A 25,996-nucleotide genomic window follows, 5' to 3' on the forward strand; every position below is an offset into this window, starting at 1 on the left:
AACTAAAAAATATGCGCAATCATCTACGAAAATCTGCGTCATCTGTGGTTTTCTTTAGAAAGCTAATCTAAATTTCCTCTTACTTTCCGAAAAATACTTTTGCTAATATAATCAGTATTAAAGTTAACCAGAATACCTAATTTCAATCCTGTTAGCTTTAGATAGGTTAATAACTGCTGGTGATGAACGTTTGCTATTTCCGTTACCGCTTTCACTTCTATGATAATTTTATCTTCAACAATTATATCAGCAACAAAACTAGAATCAATAATGGTATCTCTGAATTTAATTTTCATTGGGACCTGAGTATTCACTTTTAAACCATTATTCTCCAGCTCGCAAGCTAAAACTTTTTCATAAACTTTTTCCAACAGACCTGGGCCAAGTTCATTATAAACAGAAAATATGAATTTCCTTATATAAAAACTTATCTCATTTTCTTTCATACCATTTGTATTTTGTGTTTCATAAATCTACACAAAATCTCATTTGAAATGATTATTCTATCAAATTATCTTTTGTAAAAAATATAATCCGTCAATACCGGAGTTATTCCATTTTGCTTAAGCAAAGAATTGATTTGTCCTCTGTGATAGGTAGAGTGATTGACTGCATGAAAAAGCATTTCAAAAATACTGTTTTCAAATTTTGTTCCTCTTGAATTCTGATATTCTATTCTTTTGTCCAGATCAAAACTTCTTATAATATCAATGCTTTTAAGAAAATTTTCATGGTTAATTTCCTCAAGAGATTCAAAAAGATTGATCTGCCAGACTTCAAAAGTAGTTTCTCCCAGAATCCGGGCATTCCAGATCTGTTGTGCATTAAGAGTATGATTAATCAGACTGATGGTTTTATCATCAACAAGTTCTCTGTTTTCAGAAATAACTTTAATCATCTCAACATTGAAATGATAGGTATATTCAAATAAATCAATCAGTTTTTCTTTCATTATTCAAACATTTCAGCCCAGCGAACGGCTTTTATCTCCTTTTCGTTGTAAAGATCTCCGATAGACTTTTTAACTTCTAATTTAGGGTATAAATTCACTCCAATCAGCTTTATTTTCCCTTCTTCAATCCATTGCTGTTCTTCAACAGCATGAGCATAGATCTTTTTCTGAATAACGCCTTGTTTTATCAATTCAAGATACCCTCCTGCTTCTTCAATTTCAACAAATAATGCCCAGGATTTTTCTGCAAACTGCTTTGTAATATCTTCAATATAATAACTTCCGTTCGCTGCATCTTCAAATACATTGATGATACTCTCGTAGGCCAGCACAATCTGTTGTTTGAACGAAATTTCTTCCGAATTATCCGTACTTCTGTTGACAAGATAATTATTGGTAAAAACAGCATCTGCCCCTCCAATCATGGCGGAAGCAAGTTCTAATGTAGAACGGATCAGGTTGTTTTCATTGTCAGAAACGGCCTTATTTCTCAGTGAAGTCTCTGCAAAGATGTATGGAACTTCGTCCATCCCATATTCCTTGGAAAGCTGGTTGAAAACGATTTTAAATGCTCTCAGTTTTGCCATTTCAAAGAAATAATTTCCTCCTACGGCTATTCTGAAGATCAGTTTATTCAAAATTTCTGCACCATAAGCTTCTACCAGCTCCTTAGTTTTTGCGAGCGCAATACCAAGCTGTTGATAAATAGCTGCTCCGGCATTCTGATGAAGTGAAATATCAACACAGATATTTCTTTTAAAGTCTTTAGCCAGTAATTCTTTAGCCAGCTGGTCGTCTATACTTCCTTCTTTTTCATTAAAAATGTCAATCAGTGAAAAATACTGGTCTTCTTCTTTGGGACTGATGTGTCCTGCAAGTTCTTTGTTGTTGACAAAGAGAGTTTTCTGGTCAAGATTTTCTACATTATGATCAAGGATAAATGCAAATACTTCTTCTTCTAAACTTTCATGGTATTTTGCTACCAAATGGGTACTTTCTTCAACTCTGGGCAGATTCACCAAAGGCTTCTGAACCTCTGTGTAAAAAGGTTTCACCTCTATTCCTTCCAAATTCTGCTTTTCTAAAATAGGGTAAATATCTTCTGTCTTAAGTTGTTTTTTGACTAAATTTTCCCAGTTTGAAAATATATCTGTATTTGACATTAGTTTCTTTATTTGTGAATGGTCAATGCTGAATTCTGCTTCGCAAGTGAATTTTAAAAACTAAAAATTCATTCATCATTAACGTAATTCTATTCAACTTTTATTACTTTTTAGCAACTTTTGTGCTGTCCACCACCAGAATGAAGATCTCTTCATTCGGTTTTTTCATAAAATAATTTTCTCTTGCGTATTTTTCTTTCTCTGATTTGTTGTTCATCAGTTTTTTATAAAAAGCATCATTTTTTTCGTATTCTTTTTTGTAGAAGTCCAGCTGCTCTTCATATTTTCTGATCTCACCATTGAGTTCATTAATTACAAGAAATGAGGTTTTATCGAAAAAAACCATCCATACCAAAAACATACAGATCGTAATGGTATACTTGTTCAAAACATATTTCTGTATAAGTTTGAATGTTTCAGATTTCGGCTGAATGTCTTTGATAAGGTTGTTTTCTTCCATTTTTTTTAATGTTTTTTCAACGAGTTTTTAATAACGGTAGTTAAAAAATCAATCGCTACGGAATTCTGCTTCATATTAGGGATAATAAGATCGGCATCATTTTTAGACGGTTCTATGAATTCCTGGTGCATTGGTTTCAATGTAGTCTGATAACGGTGTAATACTTCGCTCAGATCTCTTCCCCTTTCCTGGGTATCTCTCCTGATCCTCCTGATCAGTCTTTCGTCAGAATCTGCATGAACAAATACTTTCAAATCAAATTCTTTCAGTAATTCTTTGTTGGTAAGAACCAGAATTCCTTCTACTACCAATACGTTTTTAGGTTCTACAGTCACATGATCTCCTGTTCTGGAATGAGTAACAAAGCTGTAAATGGGCTGTTCAATAGATTCATTATTCTTTAAAGCTTTTACATGTTTTATCAGTAGGTCAAAGTCTATTGATTTCGGGTGGTCATAATTCAGCGCTTCTCTTTCCGTCAATGTAAGACCTTGGTTGTCGTGATAATAATTATCCTGAGAAAGGATATTCATTCCTTCAATATCAAGCTGCTGAAGTATTTTATCAACAACTGTAGTTTTGCCGGATCCTGTACCACCGGCAATTCCTATTACAAGCATTCTTTTTTGTTTCTTTATAGTTGGTACAAATATACTATTTTAGATAAAATATGACAATGTAAGAATATTGAGAAATTAAAAGATTAAAGCATTTAAAAATTAAAAGATTTTCCTGAAGCCTTCTACTCTTTGCCATTTATTGTTATTCCTCAACTTTCCCCTTAGGATTCAATAAAAAAACCGGCAAAATTTATTGCCGGTTTTTATTTTATACGATTTCGCTTGTTAATTCGCGCGAAATTAATTTTTCATGCATAGGTTTCAATACATCCATTGAGCCTGTTTTTACGGTACATTTGCCTTTGTAGTGGACAAGAATCGTACATTGCTCAGCCTGCTCCAGGGTATGTTTGCATATTTCGATCAGACAGTCTATTACATAATCAAATGTATGAACATCGTCGTTATGCAGTACCAGTTTATAGACTTCATCCGTATCATCCAGAACGAGGACTTCTTCCTCATACTGCCGTTTTGGGTCTTCGTAATCTTTTATACTGTTATAAAAATTCATTCTAACTGTTTGTTTTAAACTTCTCCAATTTTATCTGCCAAATGATCTATAGCATTAGGTTCTTCATAGACCAATTCTACAAGTTCCACACTTTTATTATTCATTTTCAGAATTTTAAAGTGATAGTTCTCAAGATCAAATTCCTGGTTTTCTTCCGGGATGTCTTCCAACTCATAAAGAATGAATCCGGCTAATGAATTGTACTCACTTTCTTCTGAAAGCGGGAGTCTTTTAGGCAGAAACTCATTGATTTCGTCCAAAGGCTGTGTAGCCTGTACCCAATAGGTATTATCCGAAATTTTATCAACGATTTTTTCTTCATCGTCTTCCTCATCCTGAATTTCCCCTACCAGTTCTTCCAGAATATCTTCTAATGTAATAATTCCTTCAGTTCCACCAAATTCGTCAATAACGATAGCGATATGCTGTTTTTTAAGCTGGAACGTTTTCAGTAAGTCTGAAACTTTCTTACTTTCCACAACGAAAAAGGCATCACGCATTAAATCTTTAAGGTCTTCATGATCCAGATTTCCTTTTCTTTTGACAAATTCCCTGATGATTTCTTTTGTATAGAAAATCCCGATGATATTGTCAATGGAGTCGATATATACCGGAATACGGGAATACCCGCTGTCCATAATCTTATTAATGATATCTGTAACATCTTCCTCAAAATCTATGGAAGTAATATTTTGTCTTGGAACCATGATCTGTTTAGCAGAATGATCGGTAAAATCAAATGCATTTTTGATGATCTCATAGTTTTCTTCTTCAATCTCTCCGCTGTCAGCACTTTGTTTTACCAAAAGCTGGAGTTCTTCTGTAGAGTGAATTTCCTGTTCGGAAGCCGGATGAATTTTAACCAATCTAAGGAAACCATTTGACATTGAGTTCATCAACCAGATAAACGGTTTAAAAATCGTGTAAAAAACCCTTAGCGGAACAGCAGTTGCCATTGTAGTAGCTTCAGATTTTCTGATTGCAATTGATTTTGGGATAAGCTCACCAAATACAATGTGCATGATTGTAATCAACACAAAACTTGTCACTACTGAAATTGTAGTAATTGTTGTCTGAGTAAGATCAATACTCAAAGAGATGAAAATATTTTCAACAATATGATGCAGGGCACTTTCTCCTACCCAACCAAGAGCAAGGGATGCCAATGTAATTCCTAATTGTGTGGCGGAAAGATATTCATCAAGATGTTTGATGATATGTTCTGCCTGTTTTGCCATAGAATTTCCTTCTGCAGCTTTTAACTGAATTTGTGAGTAACGAACTTTAACAATTGAAAATTCTGCGGCTACGAAGAAGCCATTTAGTAAAACAAGAAATAAGGCCAGCAAAAGCCTGACTATGTCCGAGTCCATTTAGAGATTGTATATTTTTTATTAAGTACAAAGATATGTAAAATAAAAATAACCTGAATCCGGGATAGATTATTTTGATTGAGGATTTTTTTGAAAGAAAATATGACACGATACAACACCGTTGGTTTTCAATAAAAAAAATAATTGAGGGGATTCTTCCATTTATCTGTATAAAGAAGATTTCTGGCCATCAAACAACAGTTTCAGCATCATATAAACAAAAAAGCACCGAAATTATCGGTGCATTTAATTCTATCTTAAAATAATTCTTTATGAATTTTTCAAAGCTTCTGCTCCGGAAACAATTTCCAAAATTTCGTTGGTAATTGCAGCCTGTCTTGCTTTGTTGTAGAAGATCTTCAGATCATTTCTCAACGCCTCTGCATTGTCTGTCGCTTTGTGCATTGCAGTCATTCTCGCTCCGTGCTCAGATGCTACTGAATCCAGGATTGATTTGAAAACCTGAGTTTTGATCGATTTTGGAATCAAATTATCCAGGATCTCAGCTCTGTTAGGTTCAAAGATGTAATCTGTTTCAACCTGTGGTTCAGTGTTTTCAGGCATTGAAATCGGAAGAAGTTTTTCTGTAGTTACTTCCTGTGTTGCTGCATTCACGAATTTGTTATAAATAACATATACTTCGTCAAATTTTCCTTCTCTGAAGCTTGTCATTACACCTTCAGTGATATGAGCAACTGTATCAAAGTTAAGGTTATCATAAACAGAACTTCCGTTAGTATATACTGAACGGTTTCTTCTTACAGCATCATATACTTTTTTACCTATTGGTAAAACTTCAATCTCGTATTGAGAATTGTTCTGAAACTGAAGGTTAAGCTCTTTCACAATTGAAGAGTTAAAAGCTCCCGCAAGACCTCTGTTTGAAGTAACAGCGATGAAAAGTATTCTTTTAACCTCCCTTTTCTGAGCATATACAGAAATCTGATCAGGATCTGAGCTAGAATTTACATTCTGGATAAGCTCCTGTAATTTTTCAGAATAAGGTCTTAACATTACGATTGCATCCTGTGCTTTTTTAAGTTTCGCTGCGGAAACCATTTTCATAGCACGTGTAATCTGCATCGTAGATGAAATTGACGTAATTCTGCCTCGTATTTCTTTTAAGTTTGCCATTAATTTGGGTTCAAAGTTTAAGGTCTAAAGTTTAAGGCTTAAAACTTTATATTTTAAACCTTAAACATTGAATTTTTTAGTTGTATTTAGAAGCTAAATCGTTAGCTGCCTGCTTAAGAACTGCTGTAATATCGTTATCGATTTTACCTGCTTTAATAGCTGCCATTGTATCAGGGTGCTTAGATCTCAGGAATGCGATATACTCTACCTGGAATTCTTTTACTTTTCTGATAGGAACATTTCTTAATAAGTTCTCAGTTCCGGCGTAGATCATTGCAACCTGGCTGTCTACCGGAAGTGGAGAGTTTACCGGCTGCTTAAGAAGCTCTACGTTTCTTTCACCTTTAGAGATAACTGCTAAAGTAGAAGCATCAAGGTCAGAACCGAACTTAGCAAACGCTTCTAGTTCTTTATATTGCGCCTGGTCTAATTTCAAAGTACCAGACACTTTTTTCATTGATTTGATCTGAGCGTTACCACCTACTCTGGATACAGAGATACCTACGTTGATCGCAGGACGAACCCCTGAGTTGAATAGATCAGACTCCAAGAAGATCTGTCCGTCTGTAATAGAGATTACGTTGGTAGGAATATATGCAGAAACGTCACCAGCCTGAGTTTCAATAATTGGAAGTGCCGTTAATGAACCACCACCTTTTACAATTGGCTTAAGAGATTCTGGCAAATCGTTCATTTGCTTAGCAATGTTATCATCAGCGATTACTTTTGCTGCTCTTTCCAATAGTCTTGAGTGAAGGTAGAAAACGTCTCCAGGATAAGCTTCACGGCCCGGTGGTCTTCTTAATAGTAGAGAAAGCTCACGGTAAGCCACAGCTTGTTTAGACAAGTCATCATAAACGATCAATGCTGGTCTACCGGTATCTCTGAAGAATTCACCGATAGCAGCACCTGCCATCGCAGAATATACCTGCATTGGAACTGGATCTGATGCGTTAGCCGCAACGATTACAGTATAAGCTAAAGCTCCTTTATCAGAAAGAGTTTTAACGATTTGTGCTACAGTAGAAGCTTTCTGACCGATAGCAACATATATACAATATACTGGCTGCCCAGCATCAAAGAATTCTTTTTGGTTGATGATCGTATCGATAGCAACAGTAGTTTTACCTGTCTGTCTGTCACCGATGATAAGCTCTCTCTGTCCTCTTCCTACAGGGATCATAGAGTCAATTGCAACGATACCTGACTGTAAAGGTTCAGTTACCGGCTGTCTGAAGATAACTCCAGGAGCTTTTCTTTCCAATGGCATTTCGTATAAATCCCCAGTAATAGGACCTTTACCATCGATAGGGTTACCAAGAGTATCTACTACTCTTCCTAACATACCTTCTCCTACTTTGATAGAAGAGATTCTGTTTGTTCTTCTTACTGTATCACCTTCTTTTACTAATTTACTTTCACCAAGTAAAGCAACACCTACGTTGTCTTCTTCAAGGTTAAGTACAATACCTTCTACATCACTAGAAAATTTCACCAACTCTCCGTATTGTACGTTTTCTAACCCGTATACACGAGCAATACCATCACCGATGGTTAAAACTGTACCTACTTCCTCAACGTTTGATTGAGTATCGAAGTTGGCCAATTGCTGTTTTAAGATCGCAGATACTTCTGCCGGATTTATTTCTGCCATTGTATGGTTGTTTTTCTTAATTTAATTGGAAATCTTTTTTAACTTGGTTCAATTTTGTCTTCACAGACGCGTCTACCTGCTGATCACCTACTCTTAGGACATATCCTCCAAGAATCTCAGGCTTTACATTTACTTTCAGATCAAAGTTTGAATCAGCGTTTACAAGAGTTGTAGATCTTAAAATCTGATCCAGGTTCTCTTTTGAAAGTGGAGTTGCTGTAGTAAGTGTTACTCTCTGCACACCGCTAAGGTCTTCTACTTTGTTGATAAATTCCTGAGCGATATTCTTCAATTGGTTCTCACGTCCATGTTTAATCACCAATGTGATTAAATTCTGAGAAGAAACAGATAAACCTTTGAAAATCTCGTTTGCTACTTCTATTTTCTTTTTAGAATCGATATAAGGAGTCATGAAGAATTTATTTAAGTCCGCAGACTCTTTCATGATCTTTACTACATCTTTCATTTCAGAAAATACAGTAGCCGTTTGACCTGATTCATTTGTAAAATCAAGTAAACCTTGTGCGTATCTTTTAGCTACTTTAGATGTAAGCATTCTTAGTTAAAGTTTGATTTGTTTAAATAATTTTGAACTAATTCGTTTTGAGCTTCGCTGTTGTCTAATTTTTGTTTCAGGATAGATTCAGCAATGTTTACAGATAAAGTACCAATTTGAGTTTTGATGTCCGCCATAGCAGCATTTTTCTCAGCATTGATAGTCTGTTTAGCAGCTTCAATCATTCTGTCTCCTTCAGTTTTAGCAACATCTTTAGCTTCCCCTACGATTCTGTCTTTAATTTCTCTAGCTTCTTTAAGGATAGCATCTCTTTCGATTTTAGCTTCACGAATGATTCTTTCGTTATCTTCTTTTAAAGTTTCCATTTCTTTTCTAGCTAATTTAGCTTGATTAAGAGCGTCAACAATAGATGTTTCTCTGTCATTGATAGACTTTAAAATAGGTTTCCAAGCGAATTTACCTAACAAAAATAATAATGCTAGAAAAATAACAGACTGGATAATAAATAATCCTGACGAAAACTGATGAATTAATTCCATTATATAAATGTATAAATAATTATTACTTTTTTTAAAGAACCATTACCTGTAACCAACCGTCACAGATAATGGTCTGATTTTAATTAGTTTACTGCGAATAGAGCAGCAAACGCAACACCTTCTACAAGTGCAGCTGCGATAAGCATAGCTGTTTGGATTTTTCCAGATTGCTCAGGTTGTCTAGCGATAGCTTCAAGAGCAGCAGCTCCGATTTTACCAAGACCGATACCTACACCTAGTACTACGATACCAGCACCTACAATTTTAGGGATTTCCATAATATATAATTTTAAAAAATTTGTTTTACTTTAATTTCTAACTTCAATTAGTGAGCTGCATGATGTTCGTGCTCGTGCTCTTCTACTGCCATTCCGATAAACAGAGCTGATAACATTGTAAAGATATAAGCCTGTAGGAACGCTACCAATACCTCTAGTAAGTAAATTACCAATGTAAGGAACGGGAATGCAACACCTGCGATAAAATTCTTAAATACGTAAATCAATCCGATCAAACTCATTACTACGATGTGACCTGCAGTCATGTTTGCAAAAAGTCGGATCATCAAAGCGAATGGTTTAGTGATTGTTCCTAGCAATTCAATAGGAAGCATGATCAGTTTCATTGGAACTGGTACTCCTGGCATCCAGAAGATGTGTTTCCAGTAATCTTTGTTAGCTGAGAATGTTGTAATCAGATAAGTAAGGATCGCAAGGAAGAATGTCATTGTAATATTACCTGTAACATTGATTCCGAAAGGCATTAATCCTAAAACATTAAGGAAAAGAATAAAGAAGAATACGGTTAATAAATACCCCATAAATCTTTTATACTTATGTCCGATGTTTGGAATAGCAACTTCATCTCTTACGAAAATGATTAACGGCTCTAAAAATCTTGCAGCACCTGTAGGAACCACTGATTTTTTATAAGACTTAGCCATACCACCGAATAACACTAACATAAAGATTGATACTAATAAAATAATCAGTACACTTTTTGTAATTGAAAGATCTAATGGTTTTTCGTTAGTTGGGTGACCGTGATCATCAAGAGTAATAGTTCCTGCTGCATCAGTCTTATAGATCTTCTCATGGTGTAACACATAAAAAGAACCATCTACTTCAGTAGGCTCTCCGTGCATGAACCCTTCTTTGTTACTCATAAAAGAGTGAAAACCGTTGTCATATACAATAACAGGAAGAGGGAAACCGATGTGATGACCTTCTTTATCAACCATCAATGTGAAATCATGCGCATCCAACAAGTGATGATCGATGAACTCTTTGTTTTCTTTGCTTACTTTGTCTTTCTCTGAAAGCTCTTGAGCAGGAGCCGCCCCAGCAGTAGCCTCACCGTGCTGTGCAGACACTAAGTTTAATACAAAAATACTGTAGAATAAAACTGCGAATTTCTTAAACATTGATAGGTTTTTTTCGTTGTGCAAAAATATGATATTTTTTCTAGTTTCAATAAATTATTTTACTGTTTTTTATCATGATTAATCAGCTTGATCGCATAGTATGTAAGCAGGGCTGTCAGGACAAAATAAGGGATGATAAAATGGAATTTATAGCCTGGAATCACTTCAAAGTTCAGTTTTTTTCTGATTAAGTACATTAAACCGAATTTTAAAAGAATCAAACCAATGACAGACAATCCTAAAAATTCCGGCGCTACTCTATTGATTAAGATAATAAGAGTGATCATCATCATAAACATGACGCTTAGAAAAAGATAAAATTTAATGATCACAATTTCATCCAGGTGAAAAACAAATTTCCAAAGGGAAAAGTGCACCAGGAACGTCAGAAAGAATAAAATGACAACAAGAATATTGGGATTGATTTTCATTCTAGATTTTAATTGACCGCAAAAATAGACTTTTTCTATCGTATTATGATAAGATTTGATATATATCATTTTTTCTTATCTATATAATATTACGTCCCGGACACTTTAGATATCCCAAAAATTCCTTATTTTTGCAAACCTATAATTTACAATCAATATGTTTAATAGTTTACAGGATAAATTAGACAAGGCTTTACATAATATTTCCGGTAGAGGAAAAATTACCGAAATCAATGTAGCGGAAACCGTAAAGGAGATCCGTAGAGCATTGGTAGATGCCGACGTTAACTATAAAGTTGCAAAAGATCTTACTAAAAGAGTTCAGGATAAGGCATTAGGAGAGAACGTTCTTACTTCCCTTACGCCTGGACAGCTGATGACGAAAATCGTTCATGATGAATTGGTAGACCTTATGGGAGGTTCTCAGGAGGGGATCAATCTTTCAGGAAAGCCATCTGTAATTCTTATTGCGGGTCTTCAGGGTTCTGGTAAGACTACATTCTCAGGAAAGCTTGCTAATTATTTACAAACAAAAAGAAATAAAAAACCTTTATTGGTAGCATGTGACGTTTACCGTCCTGCTGCGATTGACCAGCTAAAAGTGTTAGGTGGACAAATCGGGGTTCCTGTTTTCACAGAAGAAGGTTCTACAAATCCTTCTACGATTGCTGAAAACGCAATTAATTTTGCAAAATCAAATGGTCATGATGTTGTGATTGTGGATACGGCAGGTCGTTTGGCAATTGATGAGCAGATGATGAACGAGATTAAATCTGTTCATTACTTCATTAAACCTAATGAAACACTATTCGTTGTTGACTCAATGACAGGTCAGGATGCTGTGAATACGGCAAAAGCATTCAACGATGCTTTGAATTTTGACGGAGTTGTTTTAACTAAATTAGATGGTGATACCCGTGGTGGAGCCGCTTTAACGATTCGTTCTGTAGTTGAAAAACCAATCAAGTTCATCTCTACAGGAGAAAAAATGGAAGCTCTGGATCTTTTCTACCCGGAAAGAATGGCAGACAGAATCTTGGGAATGGGAGATGTTGTTTCCTTAGTAGAAAGAGCTCAGGAGCAGTTTGACGAAGAAGAAGCCAAAAAACTTCACAAAAAAATCGCTAAAAACGAATTCGGTTTTGATGATTTTCTAAAGCAGATCAACCAGATCAAGAAAATGGGTAACATGAAAGACTTGATGGGAATGATTCCTGGGGTTGGAAAAGCGATCAAGGATGTAGAGATCAGTGATGATGCATTCAAGCACATTGAGGCAATTATCTACTCTATGACGCCTGAAGAAAGAAGAAGACCTTCTATCATCAATACTCAGAGAAAAGGAAGAATTGCTAAAGGTGCCGGAAGAAAGATCGAAGATGTAAATCAACTAATGAAACAATTCGAGCAAATGGGCAAAATGATGAAGATGATGCAAGGCCCTCAAGGAAAGCAGATGATGCAGATGATGAGCAAAATGCCAAATATGCCTGGAATGGGTGGAATGTTTGGAAAATAACAAAGACAAAATCATTCATAAAAAAACTCTCAGAAATTCTGAGAGTTTTTTGTTTTTATAACGATCTGTTTATTTAAATTTATATCCTAATCCTAACTGGAAGAAATTCATTTTCAGTTTCTCTCCATCCACAGGATTTTTGATCATATTGGTAAGGCCAAAGCTGTAACGGGCATCTACAAACAATCCTTTATACACTTTGTAATCCGCTCCAAAGAACAATCCGAAATCTGCAGATTTTAAAGAGTCATCCAAAAATTTTTCCACATACCTCTCTCCTTCTCTGATTCCGGCAGGATTTGTCATCACTGCATTAGGACCGCTCATTTCAAACTTCACTTTGTTATTGGTCTTAAAACTTACATATGGACCTGCATAAATTCCCAGTTCAGGTGTTGCATAATATCTTGCAGATACAGGGATTACAATTCTGTTCAGGTTCATCTTTTCAGTTACTGTAATGCCAGGTAATGCAACCTCTGCCTTTCCTCCAAGATTAGCATATTCCAGCTCTCCCTGAATAGCAAACTTATTATTGAATTTATGCTCAACCAAACCTCCGATATAAAATCCTGACTTCGATTTTAAACTTCCTTCAATTCCTCCAAACTCAACATCATTTTCATTAGAATTCAGTTTTGACAAGGCATACCCCGCTTTTACACCAAATGTAGTTTGTGCATTTAAACCTGCAAATAAAGCAATTGCAGATACTAATAAGATTTTTTTCATGATTATATTATATTTAATTAGTTTAAGACTAAAAACAGTCCAAAGAAACCTCTCTGAACTGTTTATATATCTATTTTTTATTTTGCAAATACATATTTAACTCCAAAAGTCACGGAAGTTAAACTAATGCCAAATTTGTAATCATCAGCTCTTGTAGCGCCGTCAATATCTCTTTTGTAAGTATTGTATCCGAATTCACCTATTGTTGCTTCAATTGACCAGTTCTTCGTTATGAAATAATCCAGACCCGGCTTAATATTCACGCCGATGTTAGTATAGTTATTTTCTCTGTTCAAAGCAGCTGTAAGCAAAGGATCCGCATCGTTAATATTACTGTTTGCATTCATTTTCTCCTTACCGAACTCCAATGGAACCTGTAACTGTCCGAAGATGTATAATTTATCAGATAAAGTCCAGTATTTTCTTACGAATGGAGCTACTACAAAAGCATTATCTGTATATTTAACTTCAAATGCATTACTGATGGCAGGATTGCTCAATTTGTATTTTGTAACAGCACTTTTATAGCCTACGCTAAGTCCCACGGCTAAGTTAGTAGTAACGAAATACCCAGCTGTAGGAAGGATTCTGATCACATCATCCTTTCTTGTAGTGTTGAATTCGTCTTTTTCACTGTGGTAATATCCTACCTGTCCTGAAAGATAAGAAGTTCCTTTTGCAATTTGTGCATTTGATAAACCGAAAAGCGCAACAGCGCCCATCAATACGATTTTTTTCATGATTATTATATTAGTTTTTTATAGAAAAAAAGCCCTAAGAGTTTCTCAGGGCTTTCTTGCTATATGCTTTGTTTATTACTTTGCAAATACATATTTAACTCCGAAAGTTACAGAAGATAAATTCAATCCGAAGTTATAGTTGTTTGTAGCATCACCATCTTTTGGCTTGTAGTTGCTATAACCGAACTCACCGATAGTAGCTTCGATAGACCAGTTTTTGTTTAAGAAATAATCTAAACCTGGCTTCACAGTAACACCGATTTTAGTGTATTTAGCTTCAGTAGAAGTAGAGTTTGTAACAACTGTATTTCCTACTGTAGTTACTGAGTTAGTTTCAGTTTCAGTTTTTCCAAACTGCATTGGCACTGCTAATTGACCGAAGAAATATAACTTATCAGATAAAGTCCAGTATTTTCTTACGAATGGAGCAACAACAAAAGCTGGTTGCTTAGTTACGCTTTCGCTTACTGTGTTACCAAAAGTACTAGTTAAAGTATTCTTTTCAGTTTGGTATCCAACTCCTAATCCAATTGCTAGATTAGTGTTTACGAAATATCCAACTGTAGGTAATACGTTGAAGTTTTCTTTTTTATCGTTACCGTTGTTAGATTCTACTTGAGAATAACCAACAGATCCTGATAAATATGTAGTTCCTTTAGCAATTTGAGCGTTTGATAAACCAAAAAGTGCAACAGCACCCGCTAATAATATTTTTTTCATTTTAAAAAATTTTAATACTTTCTGAGGGCAAATTTACAGTGGTCCCCACTAATATTAAAATTTGTTAATGTGATTAATATCATTGTTGAAATTTAGCATTTTATAAAAATAAATCATAGTTAAGAGATGTTGTTGAGTTTTTCACAATATTATGAATAAAAAAACTCTATTTTGTTAATAAGAGGTCAATATATTTATTTTTTTAAATTTTCGCTTTTTTTCTAAAACCCCATGAATTCTGGAAAAAAGCTAAAATAAATTAACCTAAAATATTAATTTTTAAGTTATTAACTCTTAAAATTTAAACAATTGTTTATAATTTGAAGTTGTTTTTATCTTTTCTTAATCGCTGTATGGCCATTATTTCAAAAATTCTGATAAAAAGATCCATACGGTCTGCTTATAACATATCAAAAAAAACTCCGGCCTTCGGCCGGAGTTCAGTTATTTTTCAACTGTCTTTATTTGATAAAGAAATTAAATCCTAAGTTTACAGCGCCTACACTCCAGTTATCTCTGTACCAGCCATAATCACGTCTGTTACTGATAGACTGATATCCGATGTACAACTCTCCTTTGGACATCTGGTATCCAAATTTAGGCTGTGCATAGAAACCACCGTCTACCCCATCCTTTGTAGAAATACCATATCCAAGGTCTAATCCTACAAAGATAGGAGCTCCTTTAAATCTATATTTCCCGGAAACAGCTACAGGCACAAATCCGAAATCATCAAAGTGATCTTTTCCGAAGAAGTGAGAATATCCTGTGGTTACCCCAAGGTCAAAACCTTTAGCAATATTCCACATATAAGCTGCATCCACTCCTAATGTAAATGAAGATACATCACTTGCATCAGATACAGGAACACCAATATGTCCACCAAGTTTAAAACCTTCCTGTGCCTGGGCAGCACCTCCTAAAAGTGCAAAAGCACCTAGTAATAATAGTTTTTTCATTTTTTAGTAGCTTTAAATTTTACCCTGCAAAAATACTAATTATTTTCATCATAAAGATAAAACCAAACTCTGATATGTGTATAACGATAAAAAGCAGAACAAAAAAATTGTCCTGCTTTTATATTTCTAAATAAAATTTTCAGAATTAGTTTCCTCCGAATTTGAAACCTACACCCACCTGAGCAAAGCTATTCTTTACAGTACCTCCGCTGTTGTCATTAGATAGGTTTGATACTCCCAAGCTGTATCTTGCATCAAAGAAAAGTCCGTTTTCCAGCATATATTCAACGCCTAAGAAAGGTGCAAGGTTCAGTGATTTGATATCTTTTTTAATATCCACATCACCAGTATCTCCTTCCACTTCTATATCAAGGAAATCTGAACCAATTACAGTTTTTTGTTTAGCGGTAAGAATAATTCCTACGTTAACACCTGCTGCTACAGAAAAACCTTCCGTAATAAAGTATTTTGCAGAAACAGGAACCAAAAGAGTTCCAAAAGTAATCTTAGTTGACTCACCAAAATACATTCCACCAGCATTTACTCCATCAATTTTTTCTTTGGCTCCAAGTGGTGAATATAAAACCTCCCCTTGAACAGCAAAGTTATCATTGAATTTGTACTCAGCCATCCCACCGATATAAAAGGTATATTTAGGCGACATTTTTCTTCCATCAAGATCATCCTGCTTATCATCCAGTTTAATCGTTGACATTGCGAAACCAGCTTTTGGACCAAATCGAAATTCTTGTGCGTTTGCACAAATTCCCATAACAGCGACCGCTGCAACAAGTAAAAGTTTTTTCATGTTTAATTAGTTTTTACATTTAAGGTCTGCAAAACTAATTATTTTTTTCAAATTAACAAATTTTAACGAAACAATTTAAGGTTAATAAAAGGTTAACGAAAACTTTCACATTAAGAATTAGTCATTTCTCAGCCTTTTCTCTTCGTCGTTATAAGCAAGAATAATCTTTCTTACAACAGGGTGTCTTACCACATCCTCTTCTGTAAGATGCACAAATCCGATTTCTTTTACTCCGCTTAGAATCCTCATAGCTTCTTTCAGCCCGGATTGTTGTTTTGGCGGCAAATCGACCTGGGTAGGATCTCCTGTGATAATAAATTTCGCGTTCATCCCCATTCTGGTTAAAAACATTTTCATCTGAGAGTGGGTCGTATTCTGGGCTTCATCTAAAATTACAAAAGCATCATCCAGCGTTCTTCCTCTCATGAAAGCTAATGGTGCCACTTCAATGACTTTTTTCTCAATAAAACCTTCCAGTTTTTCATGAGGAATCATATCACGAAGTGCATCATATAAAGGCTGTAAATAGGGATCCAGTTTTTCTTTAAGATCTCCCGGCAAGAATCCAAGACTTTCTCCCGCTTCTACAGCAGGTCTTGTCAGAATAATTCTTTTCACTTCTTTATCTCTTAAAGCTCTTGCTGCCAGCGCTACACTGGTATACGTTTTTCCGGTTCCGGCAGGACCAATGGCAAAAACCATATCCTTTTTCTCCGTTTCTTTTACCAGCTTTTTAAGATTGGTTGTTTTCGCCTTAATGACTTTTCCGTTTACTCCTTTTACAATAATATCCTGATCGAAAACCAGTTGTTTCTCGTTTTCGTCTTTAATATTCAATATATTTTCAACGTCTTTCAGCCCAATTGAATTGTTTTTAGAAATAAAACCGACAATATCATTCAGTTTTTGCTTCAGTATGTCTAATGCTTCCTGATTTCCCATCGCAAAGATATAATGATCTCTTCCTGTAATTTTAATGGTTGGAAAGCTTGATTTTATTAAGTTGAAATATTGGTTATTAACTCCATAGAAGATTTTCGCATCGATATCTTCCAAATCATATGTTAATTCAAACATGCAGTATTTTTATTTTTAGATTTTAAATTTAAAGCTTTTTTTCAAATTTATATCAAATTCTTTTCAACAATCTTTCGGGCTTTCTTTTTATTTTAAATAACTTTGCAATACTACACTATTCTATAAATTGCTCATGTCAATTATTACCCTTACTTCGGATTTCGGAAATTTAGATTACAGAGTTGCCGCTGTGAAAGGCAAAATTCTGTCTCTAAACCCTGAGGTTAATATTGTTGATATAACCCACGATATCCAGGCATTTAACCTTATACAGACTTCGTATATTGTAAGAAATGCTTATAAATATTTTCCAAAAGGAAGCATACACATTATTTCCGTAGACAGTTTTTACAACAGATCTAGAAAAAATATTATTTATAAAGCCGACGGATCCTACTTTTTGGCGGCAGATAACGGTCTCTTAAGTCTTATATTTTTTGATATCAAACCGGAAGCGATCTATGAACTCACCCTGAATAACCGTTTTGATGACATCATCAACTTTACTTCTACAGACATTTTTGTACCTGCAGCGGTACATCTTGCCAATGGCGGTCTCCCTGAGGTTATAGGACGAAAAATACATTCGACCAAGCAACTGATGTTCCCAAGAGCGGTTTATAATGAATCAGAAGGTATGATTATCGGCGAAGTGACGTACATTGATAATTTCGGAAATATAATCTCAAATATCAACAAAGACTTTTTTGAAAATATTAGCAAAGGCTACGATAGTTTTACCATAAAATTCAGAAATTTAAGTCTTTCAAGGATATTTTCCAGCCATACGGAGGTTGTTTCAGACTGGGAAAGGGAAACAGAATTCCATGGACAGTCTGCTGCTATTTTCAATGATAGTCAATTATTGGAGCTTACCATCTACAAAGGAAGCAAGAAAAACGGTGCCAAAAGCCTGTTTGGACTGAACGTAGGCGAAAATATTTATATTGAATTCAGCTAAGATTATATATTTCATAAAAAAACCGATTTTTTTTATATATTTGTCAAAATCTAAAAATCAAAAATGGCAGAATACAAATTATTGCTTCCTTCCATGGGAGAAGGTGTTATGGAAGCGACAATTATCACTTGGTTATTCAATGAAGGTGATAACGTAAAGGAGGATGACTCCGTAGTAGAAATTGCAACAGATAAAGTAGATTCAGACGTTCCGACACCAGTTTCGGGGAAAATCGTGAAAATTTTAAAGCAAAAAGATGAAGTTGCAAAAGTAGGCGAAGCCATTGCTATTTTAGAAATTGAAGGAGAAGGCGCAGCTTCAGAAGAAGTAAAAGCTGAAACTCCGGCGGCTACTCCGGATGCTGACACTTTAAAAGCGATTGAAGAGCCTTTACAAGCAACAATTGCTTCAAACGTAGAATTCTCAGGAGACCTTTATTTATCTCCACTTGTAAAATCTATTGCACAACAGGAAAACATTTCTGAAACTGAACTGAAATCTATCAAAGGAAGCGGTTTGGAAGGAAGAATTACAAAAGAAGATATATTAGCATATGTTGCTAACAGAGGAAACCAGCCAGTTCAGCAGGCGGCTCCGGTACAGGCAGCATCCACTCCGAAACCAGCAGCAACTGCTCCGGCAGCTACGGTTCCGGTAAGTGCAGGTGATGAGATCATTCCTATGGACAGAATGAGAAAGATCATCGCTGAAAACATGGTAAAAGCAAAACAAATTGCTCCACACGTTACTTCTTTCATCGAAACAGACGTTACCAACGTTGTAAAATGGAGAAATAAAAACAAAGCCGTATTTGAAAAACGCGAAGGTGAGAAACTGACTTTCATGCCGATTTTCGTAAAGGCTGTAGTGAAAGCAATCCAGGATTTCCCAATGATCAATGTTTCTATCAATGGTGAAAACATTATCAAAAAGAAAAACATCAACATCGGTATGGCTACGGCCCTTCCGGACGGAAATCTTATTGTTCCAGTTATCAAGAATGCTGATCAGCTATCACTTTCAGGTCTTGCAAAAGCAATCAATGACCTGGCTTACAGAGCAAGAAACAAGAAATTAAGACCTGAAGATACTCAGGGTGCAACTTATACTATTTCTAACGTAGGAAGCTTTGGAAACCTTATGGGAACTCCTATTATTCCTCAGCCTCAGGTAGCTATTTTAGCAATCGGAGCTATCGTTAAAAAGCCTGCAGTTCTTGAAACAGCTGATGGTGATGTAATTGCCATCAGAAACTTAATGTTCATGTCTCACTCTTATGACCACAGAGTAGTAGACGGTTCTCTAGGTGGAATGATGCTGAAGCACGTTCACGACTATCTTGAAAACTGGGATCTGAACACAGAAATATAAATAATGAGTAATCAGCAATAGGTAATTTTTGCTGATTTTAAATATTAAACCTTCGATTTTAATCGGAGGTTTTTTTGTTTTTAGCAGTTAAACTTAATAAAATATCAAAAGATTAAACAACACAAAACAAAAATTACAAATATTCAAACGAAAGCGTTTTTATTTATTAAATCATCAATAAAACAATCGAAATCCTACATTATCACAACCCACTTGGAAATTAGATTTATTAGCATTATTTTTAAACAAATAAATATTCAATAATGGATCTGGATTACAGAAAGTATGACATGACAAAATTTTCTGCCTTCACTGAGCAGGATGAAAAGCTCATTACTGAAGTTTACGATCAGCTTTCTATAGATTATGATATTTCAGTGATTGATATTGAAGACTCTCCTTATGAGCAATTCAGCTCACATGATATATATCCACTATTCATCCCTCAGATCTGTTACTGGGTAAAAGACAGAAATAGCAACAGTTCATTCTACCTTTTTATTGTCAGCAAAGTTGGGATTACGTCAAGAGGAGGTCGTTTAGGTCGTAAATTTGACACCATTCAACTTTGGGGATTAAAAAAACTTGAAGAAGATTTTGGATATATTTCCATTAACAAGAAAAGATTAATGGATAAGATTGCAGGAATCTTCAGTAGTTTTAATATCAATTTTAAAAATCATGATTTTAAAGATTTCTATGTTTTAGGAAGTGATCAATTTAAAGCCATGAATTTTTTAACTCCGAAGAGAAAAGAAACAATAAAAGCCTTTCCAAATGAAAATTTTAAACTTGAAGTGAGAAATAATATACTGAGCTTTGGTGTACCTGACATCCTTACCATGGAAAGCACTAAAATAATCTCAAAGTTTTTAAACGAAATATAAAATCTGTAAAATTTATCTACTTTTACACCTCTAAATTAACAAATGCTGAAAATTTTCATCCTGATACGGAAATCCATCAAAAATTCCTTTGACAACATCCGGAACGAACAACTAAAGTACAATCTTCTTCAGGCCATTCCTTTTTGGATAGGATCCGTTATTACAGGTTTTTTTGCCGTAATGTATGCACAGGTATTTGCCTGGGGTGAACATCTCATGAATTTTATCTTTGACTGGCATGCATGGATGATTTTCATTATTGCTCCTATAGGATTTGTACTTTCCTGGTGGCTGGTGAAAGAATTTGCCCCCAATGCCAAAGGGAGCGGTATTCCACAGGTAATGGCCGCAGTAGAGCTCGCCAATCCGAAAGAACACCGGAAGATCAGAAATCTTCTGAGCATTAAAATCATTTTTTTCAAAATTCTGTCTTCAGTCATTCTGGTCATCGGAGGAGGTGCGGTAGGACGTGAAGGACCTACGATTCAGATTGCCGGCTCTGTTTTCAGAAAAGTCAACGAGTATCTTCCTGAATGGTGGCCAAAGATTTCCAAGAAAAACATGATTATGACAGGAGCCGCAGCCGGGCTTGCCGCAGCTTTCAACACTCCGCTGGGAGGAATTGTTTTCGCTGTTGAGGAACTTTCAAAAACCCATATCAATTATTTTAAAACCGCTCTATTTACGGCTGTCATTATTGCAGGTTTAACGGCCCAGACTTTAGCCGGATCTTATTTATACCTGGGATATCCGAAGACCAATGATGTTTCATTAATGGTAATGTTTCCCATTGTACTTGTTGCTGCAGTGGCGGGTATTCTTGCAAGCCAACTTTCTGTTGCCATGCTTAAAATCAACAGCTGGAAAAAAAACAAACTAAAAACGGATAAGGCTAATGTAATATTCCTGGTTATTTGTGCTTTAATTATTGCTTCAATCGCTTATTTCATCAACAGGGAAATTCTTGGTTCTGGGAAAGAGATTATGGAGCGTGTTCTTTTTACAAAGGATAAACATGAAGATTGGTACGTTCCGGTTCTAAGAATGCTTGGCCCTGCCCTTTCTTTTACTTCTGGTGGCGCGGGTGGAATTTTTGCCCCTGCTCTCACTGCCGGGGCGAGCATAGGTTCTGTTATTTCAGGTGCCATTCATTTACCCCCGAACGAAACCAATGTTGTTGTTCTGGCCGGAATGGTGGCTTTTCTCACAGGAATTACCCGTGCTCCGTTTACTTCAGCAATTATTGTTTTGGAGATGACAGACAGACATTCCTTGATTTTCCATCTGATGCTGGCAGGAATGGTTTCTTCTATTGCCTCTATTTTAGTAAGCAGACATTCCTTGTATGATGTATTGAAGGTGAATTTTCTGACAGAATTAAGGCAAAAAGATTAGTCCCAAATTGTCTGTTGAAAGTTGATCGCTTGTTAAAATTCAGTATTGAAAATAGTTTTTAAGTTATAAACATTAAACAACACCCAAAATATAAAACTTGAAACCCCAGACCATCAATAATCAACTATTTCATGAATCCTCTTGCATATAAGAAATATATTCTCTACTTTTGCACCTCGAAATAATTAACAAATTCATTTAACATTATGAACAATTACGAAACTGTTTTCATTTTAACTCCCGTTCTATCTGAGGCACAGGTAGAGGAAGCAGTGAACAAGTATGTAGATCTTATCAAAGAAAAGAACTGCGAAATCGTTGCTAAAGAAAACTGGGGATTAAAAAAATTAGCTTATCCTATCCAATTGAAAAAGAACGGGTTTTATACTCTAATCGAATTCAAAGGTGAAGGTACTGTAGTAGCTGATCTAGAATTAGCATTTAAGCGTGACGAAAGAGTAATCCGTTACCTTACTACGAAACTTGACAAACATGCTGTTGAGTATGCTGTAACTAGAAGAACTAAAGTAAAAGCAGCTAAAGCTTAATTATTAACCCTATTTTTTAAAAAAGACAAGACATGGCAATAGATGAAATGGCTAAACAAGCCTCAGCTGGAGGAGAATCAGAAGTAAAATTCCTTACTCCGCTTGATATCAATACAAAATCTGAAAAGAAATATTGTAGATTCAAAAAATACGGAATTAAGCACGTTGATTACAAAGATGCTGATTTCTTATTACAATTTGTAAACGAGCAAGGTAAAATCTTACCAAGAAGATACACTGGAACTTCTTTAAAATACCAAAGAAAAGTTTCTGCTGCTATCAAAAGAGCAAGACACCTTGCATTACTACCATACGTAGCTGACTTATTGAAATAAGACAAAAAATAAATAAAAGAAGAGAGCAATCTCTTCTTTTGTTGCTGAATAAATAATTAATTCTAACTTGATTTTAGAACACTCTAAAATCTTAAAAAAGGACAACAACAATGGATATCATCCTAAAACAAGATGTAGAAAACTTAGGACTTGAGTTTGATACAGTAAGCGTAAAGCCAGGTTATGCTAGAAACTTCTTAATTCCTCAAGGAATTGCTCTTTTAGCTACTCCTAAAAACAAAGCAGCTCTAGAAGCTACTTTAGAAGCTAGAAAAGAAGAAGAAGCTAAATTAATCGCTGCTGCTAACGCTGTAGTAGATCAATTGAAGAAAACTTCTATCACTATCCCTGCAAAAGTAGGTTCTGGTGATAAATTATTCGGATCTATCAACAATGCAGATCTTTCTGCTGCTCTTGCTAAAGCTGGAGTTTCTGTAGAGAAGAAATACATCAAAATCCCAGGGAACACTATTAAGAGAACTGGTAAAGTAACAGCAAACATCAGATTACACAGAAACGTTGAGTACAATTTCGAATTCGATATTGTATCTGACGCTCCAGTTGTAGCTGCTCCTGCTGCTAAAAAGGAAGAAGTTAAATCTGAAGAAGCTTAATCTTAATTTAAGCAACTGAGATTTTCTCACCATACAAACCACTTCATTTATTTGAAGTGGTTTTTTATTGAACTACCCCGTCTTTTTGCTTTGCAAAAATCCACCCCTTCAGGGAAGGGGAATATAGGAAATATTAATTGTTATTACGCGTTAAATTAGCTTTTTAACAACCTTATACGTAAGAACAGGTAAGAATCTTTATCCCGCATTATAAAACCCGTTACCTCGTAACACGCGCCCCGAATCTCAAACCCTCAAACAACTTTCACTCACTACTTATCCCCTCTCAGTTTCTGCTGATATTCCGTAGGAGCAATTCCAATTACTTTTTTGAAAATATTACTGAAAGATGACAGGCTATTGTACCCTACCATCATCGCTATCTCATACATATTGTATTTTCCTTCCAGCATCAGTTCAAGGGAACGGGTAATCCGTAATGCGCGTAGAAAACGGATGTAATTCATGCCCAGAATCTCTTTAAATTTCCTCGAAAGGGTTCTGGTACTCATCCCGAATTCTTTTGCCGTAGATTCGATAGTAAGAGGCTTCTCAAGATTCGCATGAATGTATCTTGCAATCTTCAGCAAGGTTTCATCTTTTGGGAAAGGATGCTGTATCGGGAATGCCAGATGTTTATTCTTTTTTTCCTGTAAAACTCCTTTAAGAGCTTTGAGAAAATAATATTTAGAGCCATCATTTTTTGTAATTTTCCCATCCCAGTCTTTAGTGTGAAAAATCATCTCCCGAAGCAAGTTATTGACGGAATAAATATTAATTTCATCAAAAAAGCCATTTTCATTTTCTTCTTTTTTAAAATAAAAGTTATATAAATCAACTTTCGGACTGGTAGAAAAAATGTAGTGAGGTGTTCCGGCCGGAATCCACATGAAGCATCTTGCAGGGAGATACCAATGTTTCTGATCGGTAAAAACATGCACAATGCCTCCTTCTGCATAGACTAGTTGCGCAGAACTGTGATAATGAATTTCTGTGGTCACATTTCCTGTGAGGACGTGATAGACGTAAAACTCAGCGTCTTCCTCTTCTACTGCTTCAAAATGGCTGTCATTCATGAAATAAAGATAAGAAGAATTTTCAAATTGGCGTAAATGAGCAAATCTTTTTCTGTTTTCACAAATCAGGTACTATGCCTGTCGTCGTAACTTTGCTGCATCAAAATCATTTTAGCAAAAATCCTTTAATTAATTTATGAATATCATATTTAACGCATGCCGGTATCTGTGCATTGCGTTGTGCTTATTATTGAGCAGCTTTTTACATTCACAGATGATCGACTACCAGAATCTAAGCTTACAGCAAGCCTTAGAGATTGGTTTGAAAAACAATAAAAACATACAGATAAGTCATCTAAAACAGGAAATGTCCGCTACCAAAGAGAAAGATCTCAAAATGGAAAAGCTTCCGGACATTGAATTTCATACCAGCTATACCCAGGTAACCAATTTGTATCAGCACCAGAATGGCGTATTTAACAAAGCAACAAAGTATGATGCCATCAATGGCATGTATGACTTTACCTTATCTGCTTCAATTCCGGTGTACATGGGAGGTAAAATAAAAAATACAGAACAGAAAGCGGCTATTGACACTGAAATTTCAGCTTTAAGAACACATCTGGATGAGAGACAACTTACTATGGAAATCATTACAGCTTTTCTGCAGATCCATCATTTAAAGGAACAGCAGAGTCTCATTAATGATAAAATGAAGGAAGATTCTGTCAACATCAAACAGGTAAAAGCTCTTAAAGCCAATGGTGTTGTAACCGTGAATGAAGTATTAAGAACCTCACTGCAGCTTTCCAATCATAAAATGAGCTGGACGGAGCTGGATAACGATATTCAGATTGCAGAGCATAAGCTGAAAACAATTCTTTCTCTTCCGGAAGCTCAGGAAATGCATGTGAATACGGAAGATCTTATTTCGGACAATGCAGCAATTCCTTATGTTGATGAATTGACTGAAACGGCTTTAAATAAAAATGAATCCGTTGAAATCAGCCACAAAAATCTTTCACTGAAAGAGCTGGATCAAAAAATCACCAAAGCGAATTATTTACCCAAAATTACAGCAGGTGGAGAATATTTTCTAAAGTATCCGAACATGATGTTTTTTCCTCCTGAACCGTATGCATACCGCTTGGGAATGATAGGGGTAAACCTTACCTATCCTATCGAAAATCTATATAAAAATAAATACAAAATGCAGGAAGCACGGGAAAATATAGATCTTGCCAAGCTTCAGATTGAGGAAAATGAAGAAAAAATCAGACACAACGTGTACGAAGCTTACAAAAAGTTTGAAGAAACAGATCAGAAAGTAAAAATCGCTGAAGAATCGATTAATCAGGCTAAAGAAAACTACCGCATTGTAAGAACAAAATATGCAAACAAACTAAGCCTTATCACTGAACTGATCGATGCTGACAATACGTATCTGGAGGCAGAATCCAACCTTATTTCCGTAAAAATAAACAGACAACTTAAATATTACCAACTCCAATATACGATTGGAAACTTATAAAAA

Annotated in this window: 30 protein-coding genes; 9 read left to right on the top strand and 21 right to left on the bottom strand. The window is 35.4% G+C overall.

Annotated elements, in window-relative coordinates:
- Positions 1-62 precede the first annotated feature (62 nt).
- The 14 genes from FN817_RS11225 to FN817_RS11290 form a co-directional block, all read right to left on the bottom strand.
- On the bottom strand, positions 63-446 hold the full coding sequence (locus tag FN817_RS11225; protein ID WP_142718001.1) for a GxxExxY protein: 384 nt from the start codon (positions 444-446) through the stop codon (positions 63-65).
- 65 nt (positions 447-511) lie between these two features.
- Positions 512-952, bottom strand: a complete 441-nt coding sequence (locus tag FN817_RS11230; protein ID WP_142718002.1) for a DinB family protein — start codon at positions 950-952, stop codon at positions 512-514.
- Positions 952-2,115: a methylmalonyl-CoA mutase family protein gene (locus FN817_RS11235; RefSeq protein WP_142718003.1), complete on the bottom strand. Its 1,164-nt coding sequence runs from the start codon at positions 2,113-2,115 to the stop codon at positions 952-954. Before FN817_RS11235 ends, FN817_RS11230 begins: the two co-directional genes overlap by 1 nt.
- Positions 2,116-2,218: 103 nt before the next feature.
- The gene (locus FN817_RS11240; protein WP_047425413.1) at positions 2,219-2,575 is read right to left on the bottom strand and encodes an FtsB family cell division protein; all 357 of its coding nucleotides are present in this window, start codon (positions 2,573-2,575) and stop codon (positions 2,219-2,221) included.
- 5 nt (positions 2,576-2,580) lie between these two features.
- On the bottom strand, positions 2,581-3,195 hold the full coding sequence (gene udk / locus FN817_RS11245) for a uridine kinase (protein WP_034697618.1): 615 nt from the start codon (positions 3,193-3,195) through the stop codon (positions 2,581-2,583).
- A gap of 208 nt (positions 3,196-3,403) precedes the next feature.
- Positions 3,404-3,709 carry an ATP-dependent Clp protease adaptor ClpS gene (locus tag FN817_RS11250; protein ID WP_052186520.1) on the bottom strand — a complete coding sequence of 102 codons (306 nt, stop codon included), beginning with the start codon at positions 3,707-3,709 and terminating at the stop codon, positions 3,404-3,406.
- Between the two features lie 14 nt (positions 3,710-3,723).
- Complete coding sequence (locus FN817_RS11255; protein WP_142718004.1) at positions 3,724-5,082, bottom strand: hemolysin family protein; 1,359 nt, start codon at positions 5,080-5,082, stop codon at positions 3,724-3,726.
- Positions 5,083-5,352: 270 nt separating this feature from the next.
- Complete coding sequence (atpG, locus tag FN817_RS11260; RefSeq protein ID WP_142718005.1) at positions 5,353-6,216, bottom strand: ATP synthase F1 subunit gamma; 864 nt, start codon at positions 6,214-6,216, stop codon at positions 5,353-5,355.
- A gap of 76 nt (positions 6,217-6,292) precedes the next feature.
- Entirely contained in the window at positions 6,293-7,870 is a 1,578-nt protein-coding gene (gene atpA / locus FN817_RS11265; RefSeq protein ID WP_047425404.1) for a F0F1 ATP synthase subunit alpha, read from the bottom strand.
- A 16-nt stretch (positions 7,871-7,886) separates the two neighbouring features.
- On the bottom strand, positions 7,887-8,426 hold the full coding sequence (gene atpH, locus FN817_RS11270) for an ATP synthase F1 subunit delta (RefSeq protein WP_047425401.1): 540 nt from the start codon (positions 8,424-8,426) through the stop codon (positions 7,887-7,889).
- A 2-nt stretch (positions 8,427-8,428) separates the two neighbouring features.
- A complete protein-coding gene (locus tag FN817_RS11275) occupies positions 8,429-8,926 on the bottom strand; it encodes a F0F1 ATP synthase subunit B (RefSeq protein WP_142718006.1) in 498 nt (165 codons plus the stop codon).
- An 83-nt stretch (positions 8,927-9,009) separates the two neighbouring features.
- Positions 9,010-9,204, bottom strand: coding sequence for an ATP synthase F0 subunit C (gene atpE / locus FN817_RS11280; protein WP_002979108.1), 195 nt, complete (start codon positions 9,202-9,204; stop codon positions 9,010-9,012).
- Between the two features lie 47 nt (positions 9,205-9,251).
- On the bottom strand, positions 9,252-10,349 hold the full coding sequence (gene atpB, locus FN817_RS11285) for a F0F1 ATP synthase subunit A (protein WP_142718007.1): 1,098 nt from the start codon (positions 10,347-10,349) through the stop codon (positions 9,252-9,254).
- Between the two features lie 59 nt (positions 10,350-10,408).
- Positions 10,409-10,780 (bottom strand): hypothetical protein, encoded by a 372-nt coding sequence (locus FN817_RS11290; protein ID WP_047374405.1) that lies wholly within the window; start codon positions 10,778-10,780, stop codon positions 10,409-10,411.
- Between the two features lie 157 nt (positions 10,781-10,937).
- Here FN817_RS11290 and ffh point away from each other — a divergent pair, with 157 nt between their 5' ends.
- Positions 10,938-12,299, top strand: a complete 1,362-nt coding sequence (ffh, locus tag FN817_RS11295) for a signal recognition particle protein (protein WP_047425397.1) — start codon at positions 10,938-10,940, stop codon at positions 12,297-12,299.
- Between the two features lie 69 nt (positions 12,300-12,368).
- On the opposite strand, the gene FN817_RS11300 is transcribed toward ffh, so the two are convergent.
- The 6 genes from FN817_RS11300 to FN817_RS11325 all read right to left on the bottom strand — a co-directional run bounded on the left by FN817_RS11300 (position 12,369) and on the right by FN817_RS11325 (position 17,335).
- Entirely contained in the window at positions 12,369-13,031 is a 663-nt protein-coding gene (locus FN817_RS11300; protein ID WP_142718008.1) for a porin family protein, read from the bottom strand.
- Positions 13,032-13,108: 77 nt separating this feature from the next.
- The gene (locus tag FN817_RS11305; RefSeq protein ID WP_142718009.1) at positions 13,109-13,771 is read right to left on the bottom strand and encodes an outer membrane beta-barrel protein; all 663 of its coding nucleotides are present in this window, start codon (positions 13,769-13,771) and stop codon (positions 13,109-13,111) included.
- A gap of 75 nt (positions 13,772-13,846) precedes the next feature.
- Complete coding sequence (locus FN817_RS11310; RefSeq protein ID WP_142718010.1) at positions 13,847-14,491, bottom strand: outer membrane beta-barrel protein; 645 nt, start codon at positions 14,489-14,491, stop codon at positions 13,847-13,849.
- Between the two features lie 461 nt (positions 14,492-14,952).
- A complete protein-coding gene (locus FN817_RS11315; RefSeq protein WP_047425389.1) occupies positions 14,953-15,450 on the bottom strand; it encodes a hypothetical protein in 498 nt (165 codons plus the stop codon).
- Positions 15,451-15,595: 145 nt separating this feature from the next.
- A complete protein-coding gene (locus tag FN817_RS11320; protein WP_142718011.1) occupies positions 15,596-16,258 on the bottom strand; it encodes a porin family protein in 663 nt (220 codons plus the stop codon).
- 117 nt (positions 16,259-16,375) lie between these two features.
- A complete protein-coding gene (locus FN817_RS11325) occupies positions 16,376-17,335 on the bottom strand; it encodes a PhoH family protein (RefSeq protein WP_047425385.1) in 960 nt (319 codons plus the stop codon).
- Positions 17,336-17,468: 133 nt separating this feature from the next.
- Here FN817_RS11325 and FN817_RS11330 point away from each other — a divergent pair, with 133 nt between their 5' ends.
- From FN817_RS11330 to rplI, 7 genes are all read left to right on the top strand, one after another.
- Positions 17,469-18,296, top strand: coding sequence for an SAM hydrolase/SAM-dependent halogenase family protein (locus FN817_RS11330; RefSeq protein WP_142718012.1), 828 nt, complete (start codon positions 17,469-17,471; stop codon positions 18,294-18,296).
- A 63-nt stretch (positions 18,297-18,359) separates the two neighbouring features.
- On the top strand, positions 18,360-19,667 hold the full coding sequence (locus FN817_RS11335) for a dihydrolipoamide acetyltransferase family protein (RefSeq protein ID WP_142718013.1): 1,308 nt from the start codon (positions 18,360-18,362) through the stop codon (positions 19,665-19,667).
- 263 nt (positions 19,668-19,930) lie between these two features.
- A complete protein-coding gene (locus FN817_RS11340) occupies positions 19,931-20,554 on the top strand; it encodes a hypothetical protein (protein WP_142718014.1) in 624 nt (207 codons plus the stop codon).
- Positions 20,555-20,596: 42 nt separating this feature from the next.
- On the top strand, positions 20,597-21,949 hold the full coding sequence (locus FN817_RS11345) for a chloride channel protein (RefSeq protein WP_142718015.1): 1,353 nt from the start codon (positions 20,597-20,599) through the stop codon (positions 21,947-21,949).
- 206 nt (positions 21,950-22,155) lie between these two features.
- Entirely contained in the window at positions 22,156-22,497 is a 342-nt protein-coding gene (rpsF, locus tag FN817_RS11350; protein ID WP_142718016.1) for a 30S ribosomal protein S6, read from the top strand.
- A gap of 32 nt (positions 22,498-22,529) precedes the next feature.
- On the top strand, positions 22,530-22,832 hold the full coding sequence (gene rpsR, locus FN817_RS11355; protein WP_002979091.1) for a 30S ribosomal protein S18: 303 nt from the start codon (positions 22,530-22,532) through the stop codon (positions 22,830-22,832).
- Positions 22,833-22,942: 110 nt separating this feature from the next.
- On the top strand, positions 22,943-23,446 hold the full coding sequence (gene rplI / locus FN817_RS11360; protein WP_047385291.1) for a 50S ribosomal protein L9: 504 nt from the start codon (positions 22,943-22,945) through the stop codon (positions 23,444-23,446).
- 272 nt (positions 23,447-23,718) lie between these two features.
- Here rplI and FN817_RS11365 read toward each other — a convergent pair whose 3' ends face one another.
- Entirely contained in the window at positions 23,719-24,522 is an 804-nt protein-coding gene (locus tag FN817_RS11365; protein WP_142718017.1) for a helix-turn-helix domain-containing protein, read from the bottom strand.
- 136 nt (positions 24,523-24,658) lie between these two features.
- Here FN817_RS11365 and FN817_RS11370 point away from each other — a divergent pair, with 136 nt between their 5' ends.
- The gene (locus FN817_RS11370; RefSeq protein ID WP_228451539.1) at positions 24,659-25,993 is read left to right on the top strand and encodes a TolC family protein; all 1,335 of its coding nucleotides are present in this window, start codon (positions 24,659-24,661) and stop codon (positions 25,991-25,993) included.
- Positions 25,994-25,996: the final 3 nt, after the last annotated feature.

It is taken from the genome of Chryseobacterium rhizoplanae (genome assembly GCF_900182655.1).
GTDB classification, from domain to species: Bacteria; Bacteroidota; Bacteroidia; order Flavobacteriales; family Weeksellaceae; genus Chryseobacterium; species Chryseobacterium rhizoplanae.

Coding starts and splice junctions, on each gene's coding strand:
- FN817_RS11225 (WP_142718001.1), bottom strand. CDS start 446: ATGAAAGAAAATGAGATAAGTTTTTATATAAGGAAATTCATATTTTCT.
- FN817_RS11230 (WP_142718002.1), bottom strand. CDS start 952: ATGAAAGAAAAACTGATTGATTTATTTGAATATACCTATCATTTCAAT.
- FN817_RS11235 (WP_142718003.1), bottom strand. CDS start 2,115: ATGTCAAATACAGATATATTTTCAAACTGGGAAAATTTAGTCAAAAAA.
- FN817_RS11240 (WP_047425413.1), bottom strand. CDS start 2,575: ATGGAAGAAAACAACCTTATCAAAGACATTCAGCCGAAATCTGAAACA.
- udk (WP_034697618.1), bottom strand. CDS start 3,195: ATGCTTGTAATAGGAATTGCCGGTGGTACAGGATCCGGCAAAACTACA.
- FN817_RS11250 (WP_052186520.1), bottom strand. CDS start 3,709: ATGAATTTTTATAACAGTATAAAAGATTACGAAGACCCAAAACGGCAG.
- FN817_RS11255 (WP_142718004.1), bottom strand. CDS start 5,082: ATGGACTCGGACATAGTCAGGCTTTTGCTGGCCTTATTTCTTGTTTTA.
- atpG (WP_142718005.1), bottom strand. CDS start 6,216: ATGGCAAACTTAAAAGAAATACGAGGCAGAATTACGTCAATTTCATCT.
- atpA (WP_047425404.1), bottom strand. CDS start 7,870: ATGGCAGAAATAAATCCGGCAGAAGTATCTGCGATCTTAAAACAGCAA.
- atpH (WP_047425401.1), bottom strand. CDS start 8,426: ATGCTTACATCTAAAGTAGCTAAAAGATACGCACAAGGTTTACTTGAT.
- FN817_RS11275 (WP_142718006.1), bottom strand. CDS start 8,926: ATGGAATTAATTCATCAGTTTTCGTCAGGATTATTTATTATCCAGTCT.
- atpE (WP_002979108.1), bottom strand. CDS start 9,204: ATGGAAATCCCTAAAATTGTAGGTGCTGGTATCGTAGTACTAGGTGTA.
- atpB (WP_142718007.1), bottom strand. CDS start 10,349: ATGTTTAAGAAATTCGCAGTTTTATTCTACAGTATTTTTGTATTAAAC.
- FN817_RS11290 (WP_047374405.1), bottom strand. CDS start 10,780: ATGAAAATCAATCCCAATATTCTTGTTGTCATTTTATTCTTTCTGACG.
- ffh (WP_047425397.1), top strand. CDS start 10,938: ATGTTTAATAGTTTACAGGATAAATTAGACAAGGCTTTACATAATATT.
- FN817_RS11300 (WP_142718008.1), bottom strand. CDS start 13,031: ATGAAAAAAATCTTATTAGTATCTGCAATTGCTTTATTTGCAGGTTTA.
- FN817_RS11305 (WP_142718009.1), bottom strand. CDS start 13,771: ATGAAAAAAATCGTATTGATGGGCGCTGTTGCGCTTTTCGGTTTATCA.
- FN817_RS11310 (WP_142718010.1), bottom strand. CDS start 14,491: ATGAAAAAAATATTATTAGCGGGTGCTGTTGCACTTTTTGGTTTATCA.
- FN817_RS11315 (WP_047425389.1), bottom strand. CDS start 15,450: ATGAAAAAACTATTATTACTAGGTGCTTTTGCACTTTTAGGAGGTGCT.
- FN817_RS11320 (WP_142718011.1), bottom strand. CDS start 16,258: ATGAAAAAACTTTTACTTGTTGCAGCGGTCGCTGTTATGGGAATTTGT.
- FN817_RS11325 (WP_047425385.1), bottom strand. CDS start 17,335: ATGTTTGAATTAACATATGATTTGGAAGATATCGATGCGAAAATCTTC.
- FN817_RS11330 (WP_142718012.1), top strand. CDS start 17,469: ATGTCAATTATTACCCTTACTTCGGATTTCGGAAATTTAGATTACAGA.
- FN817_RS11335 (WP_142718013.1), top strand. CDS start 18,360: ATGGCAGAATACAAATTATTGCTTCCTTCCATGGGAGAAGGTGTTATG.
- FN817_RS11340 (WP_142718014.1), top strand. CDS start 19,931: ATGGATCTGGATTACAGAAAGTATGACATGACAAAATTTTCTGCCTTC.
- FN817_RS11345 (WP_142718015.1), top strand. CDS start 20,597: ATGCTGAAAATTTTCATCCTGATACGGAAATCCATCAAAAATTCCTTT.
- rpsF (WP_142718016.1), top strand. CDS start 22,156: ATGAACAATTACGAAACTGTTTTCATTTTAACTCCCGTTCTATCTGAG.
- rpsR (WP_002979091.1), top strand. CDS start 22,530: ATGGCAATAGATGAAATGGCTAAACAAGCCTCAGCTGGAGGAGAATCA.
- rplI (WP_047385291.1), top strand. CDS start 22,943: ATGGATATCATCCTAAAACAAGATGTAGAAAACTTAGGACTTGAGTTT.
- FN817_RS11365 (WP_142718017.1), bottom strand. CDS start 24,522: ATGAATGACAGCCATTTTGAAGCAGTAGAAGAGGAAGACGCTGAGTTT.
- FN817_RS11370 (WP_228451539.1), top strand. CDS start 24,659: ATGAATATCATATTTAACGCATGCCGGTATCTGTGCATTGCGTTGTGC.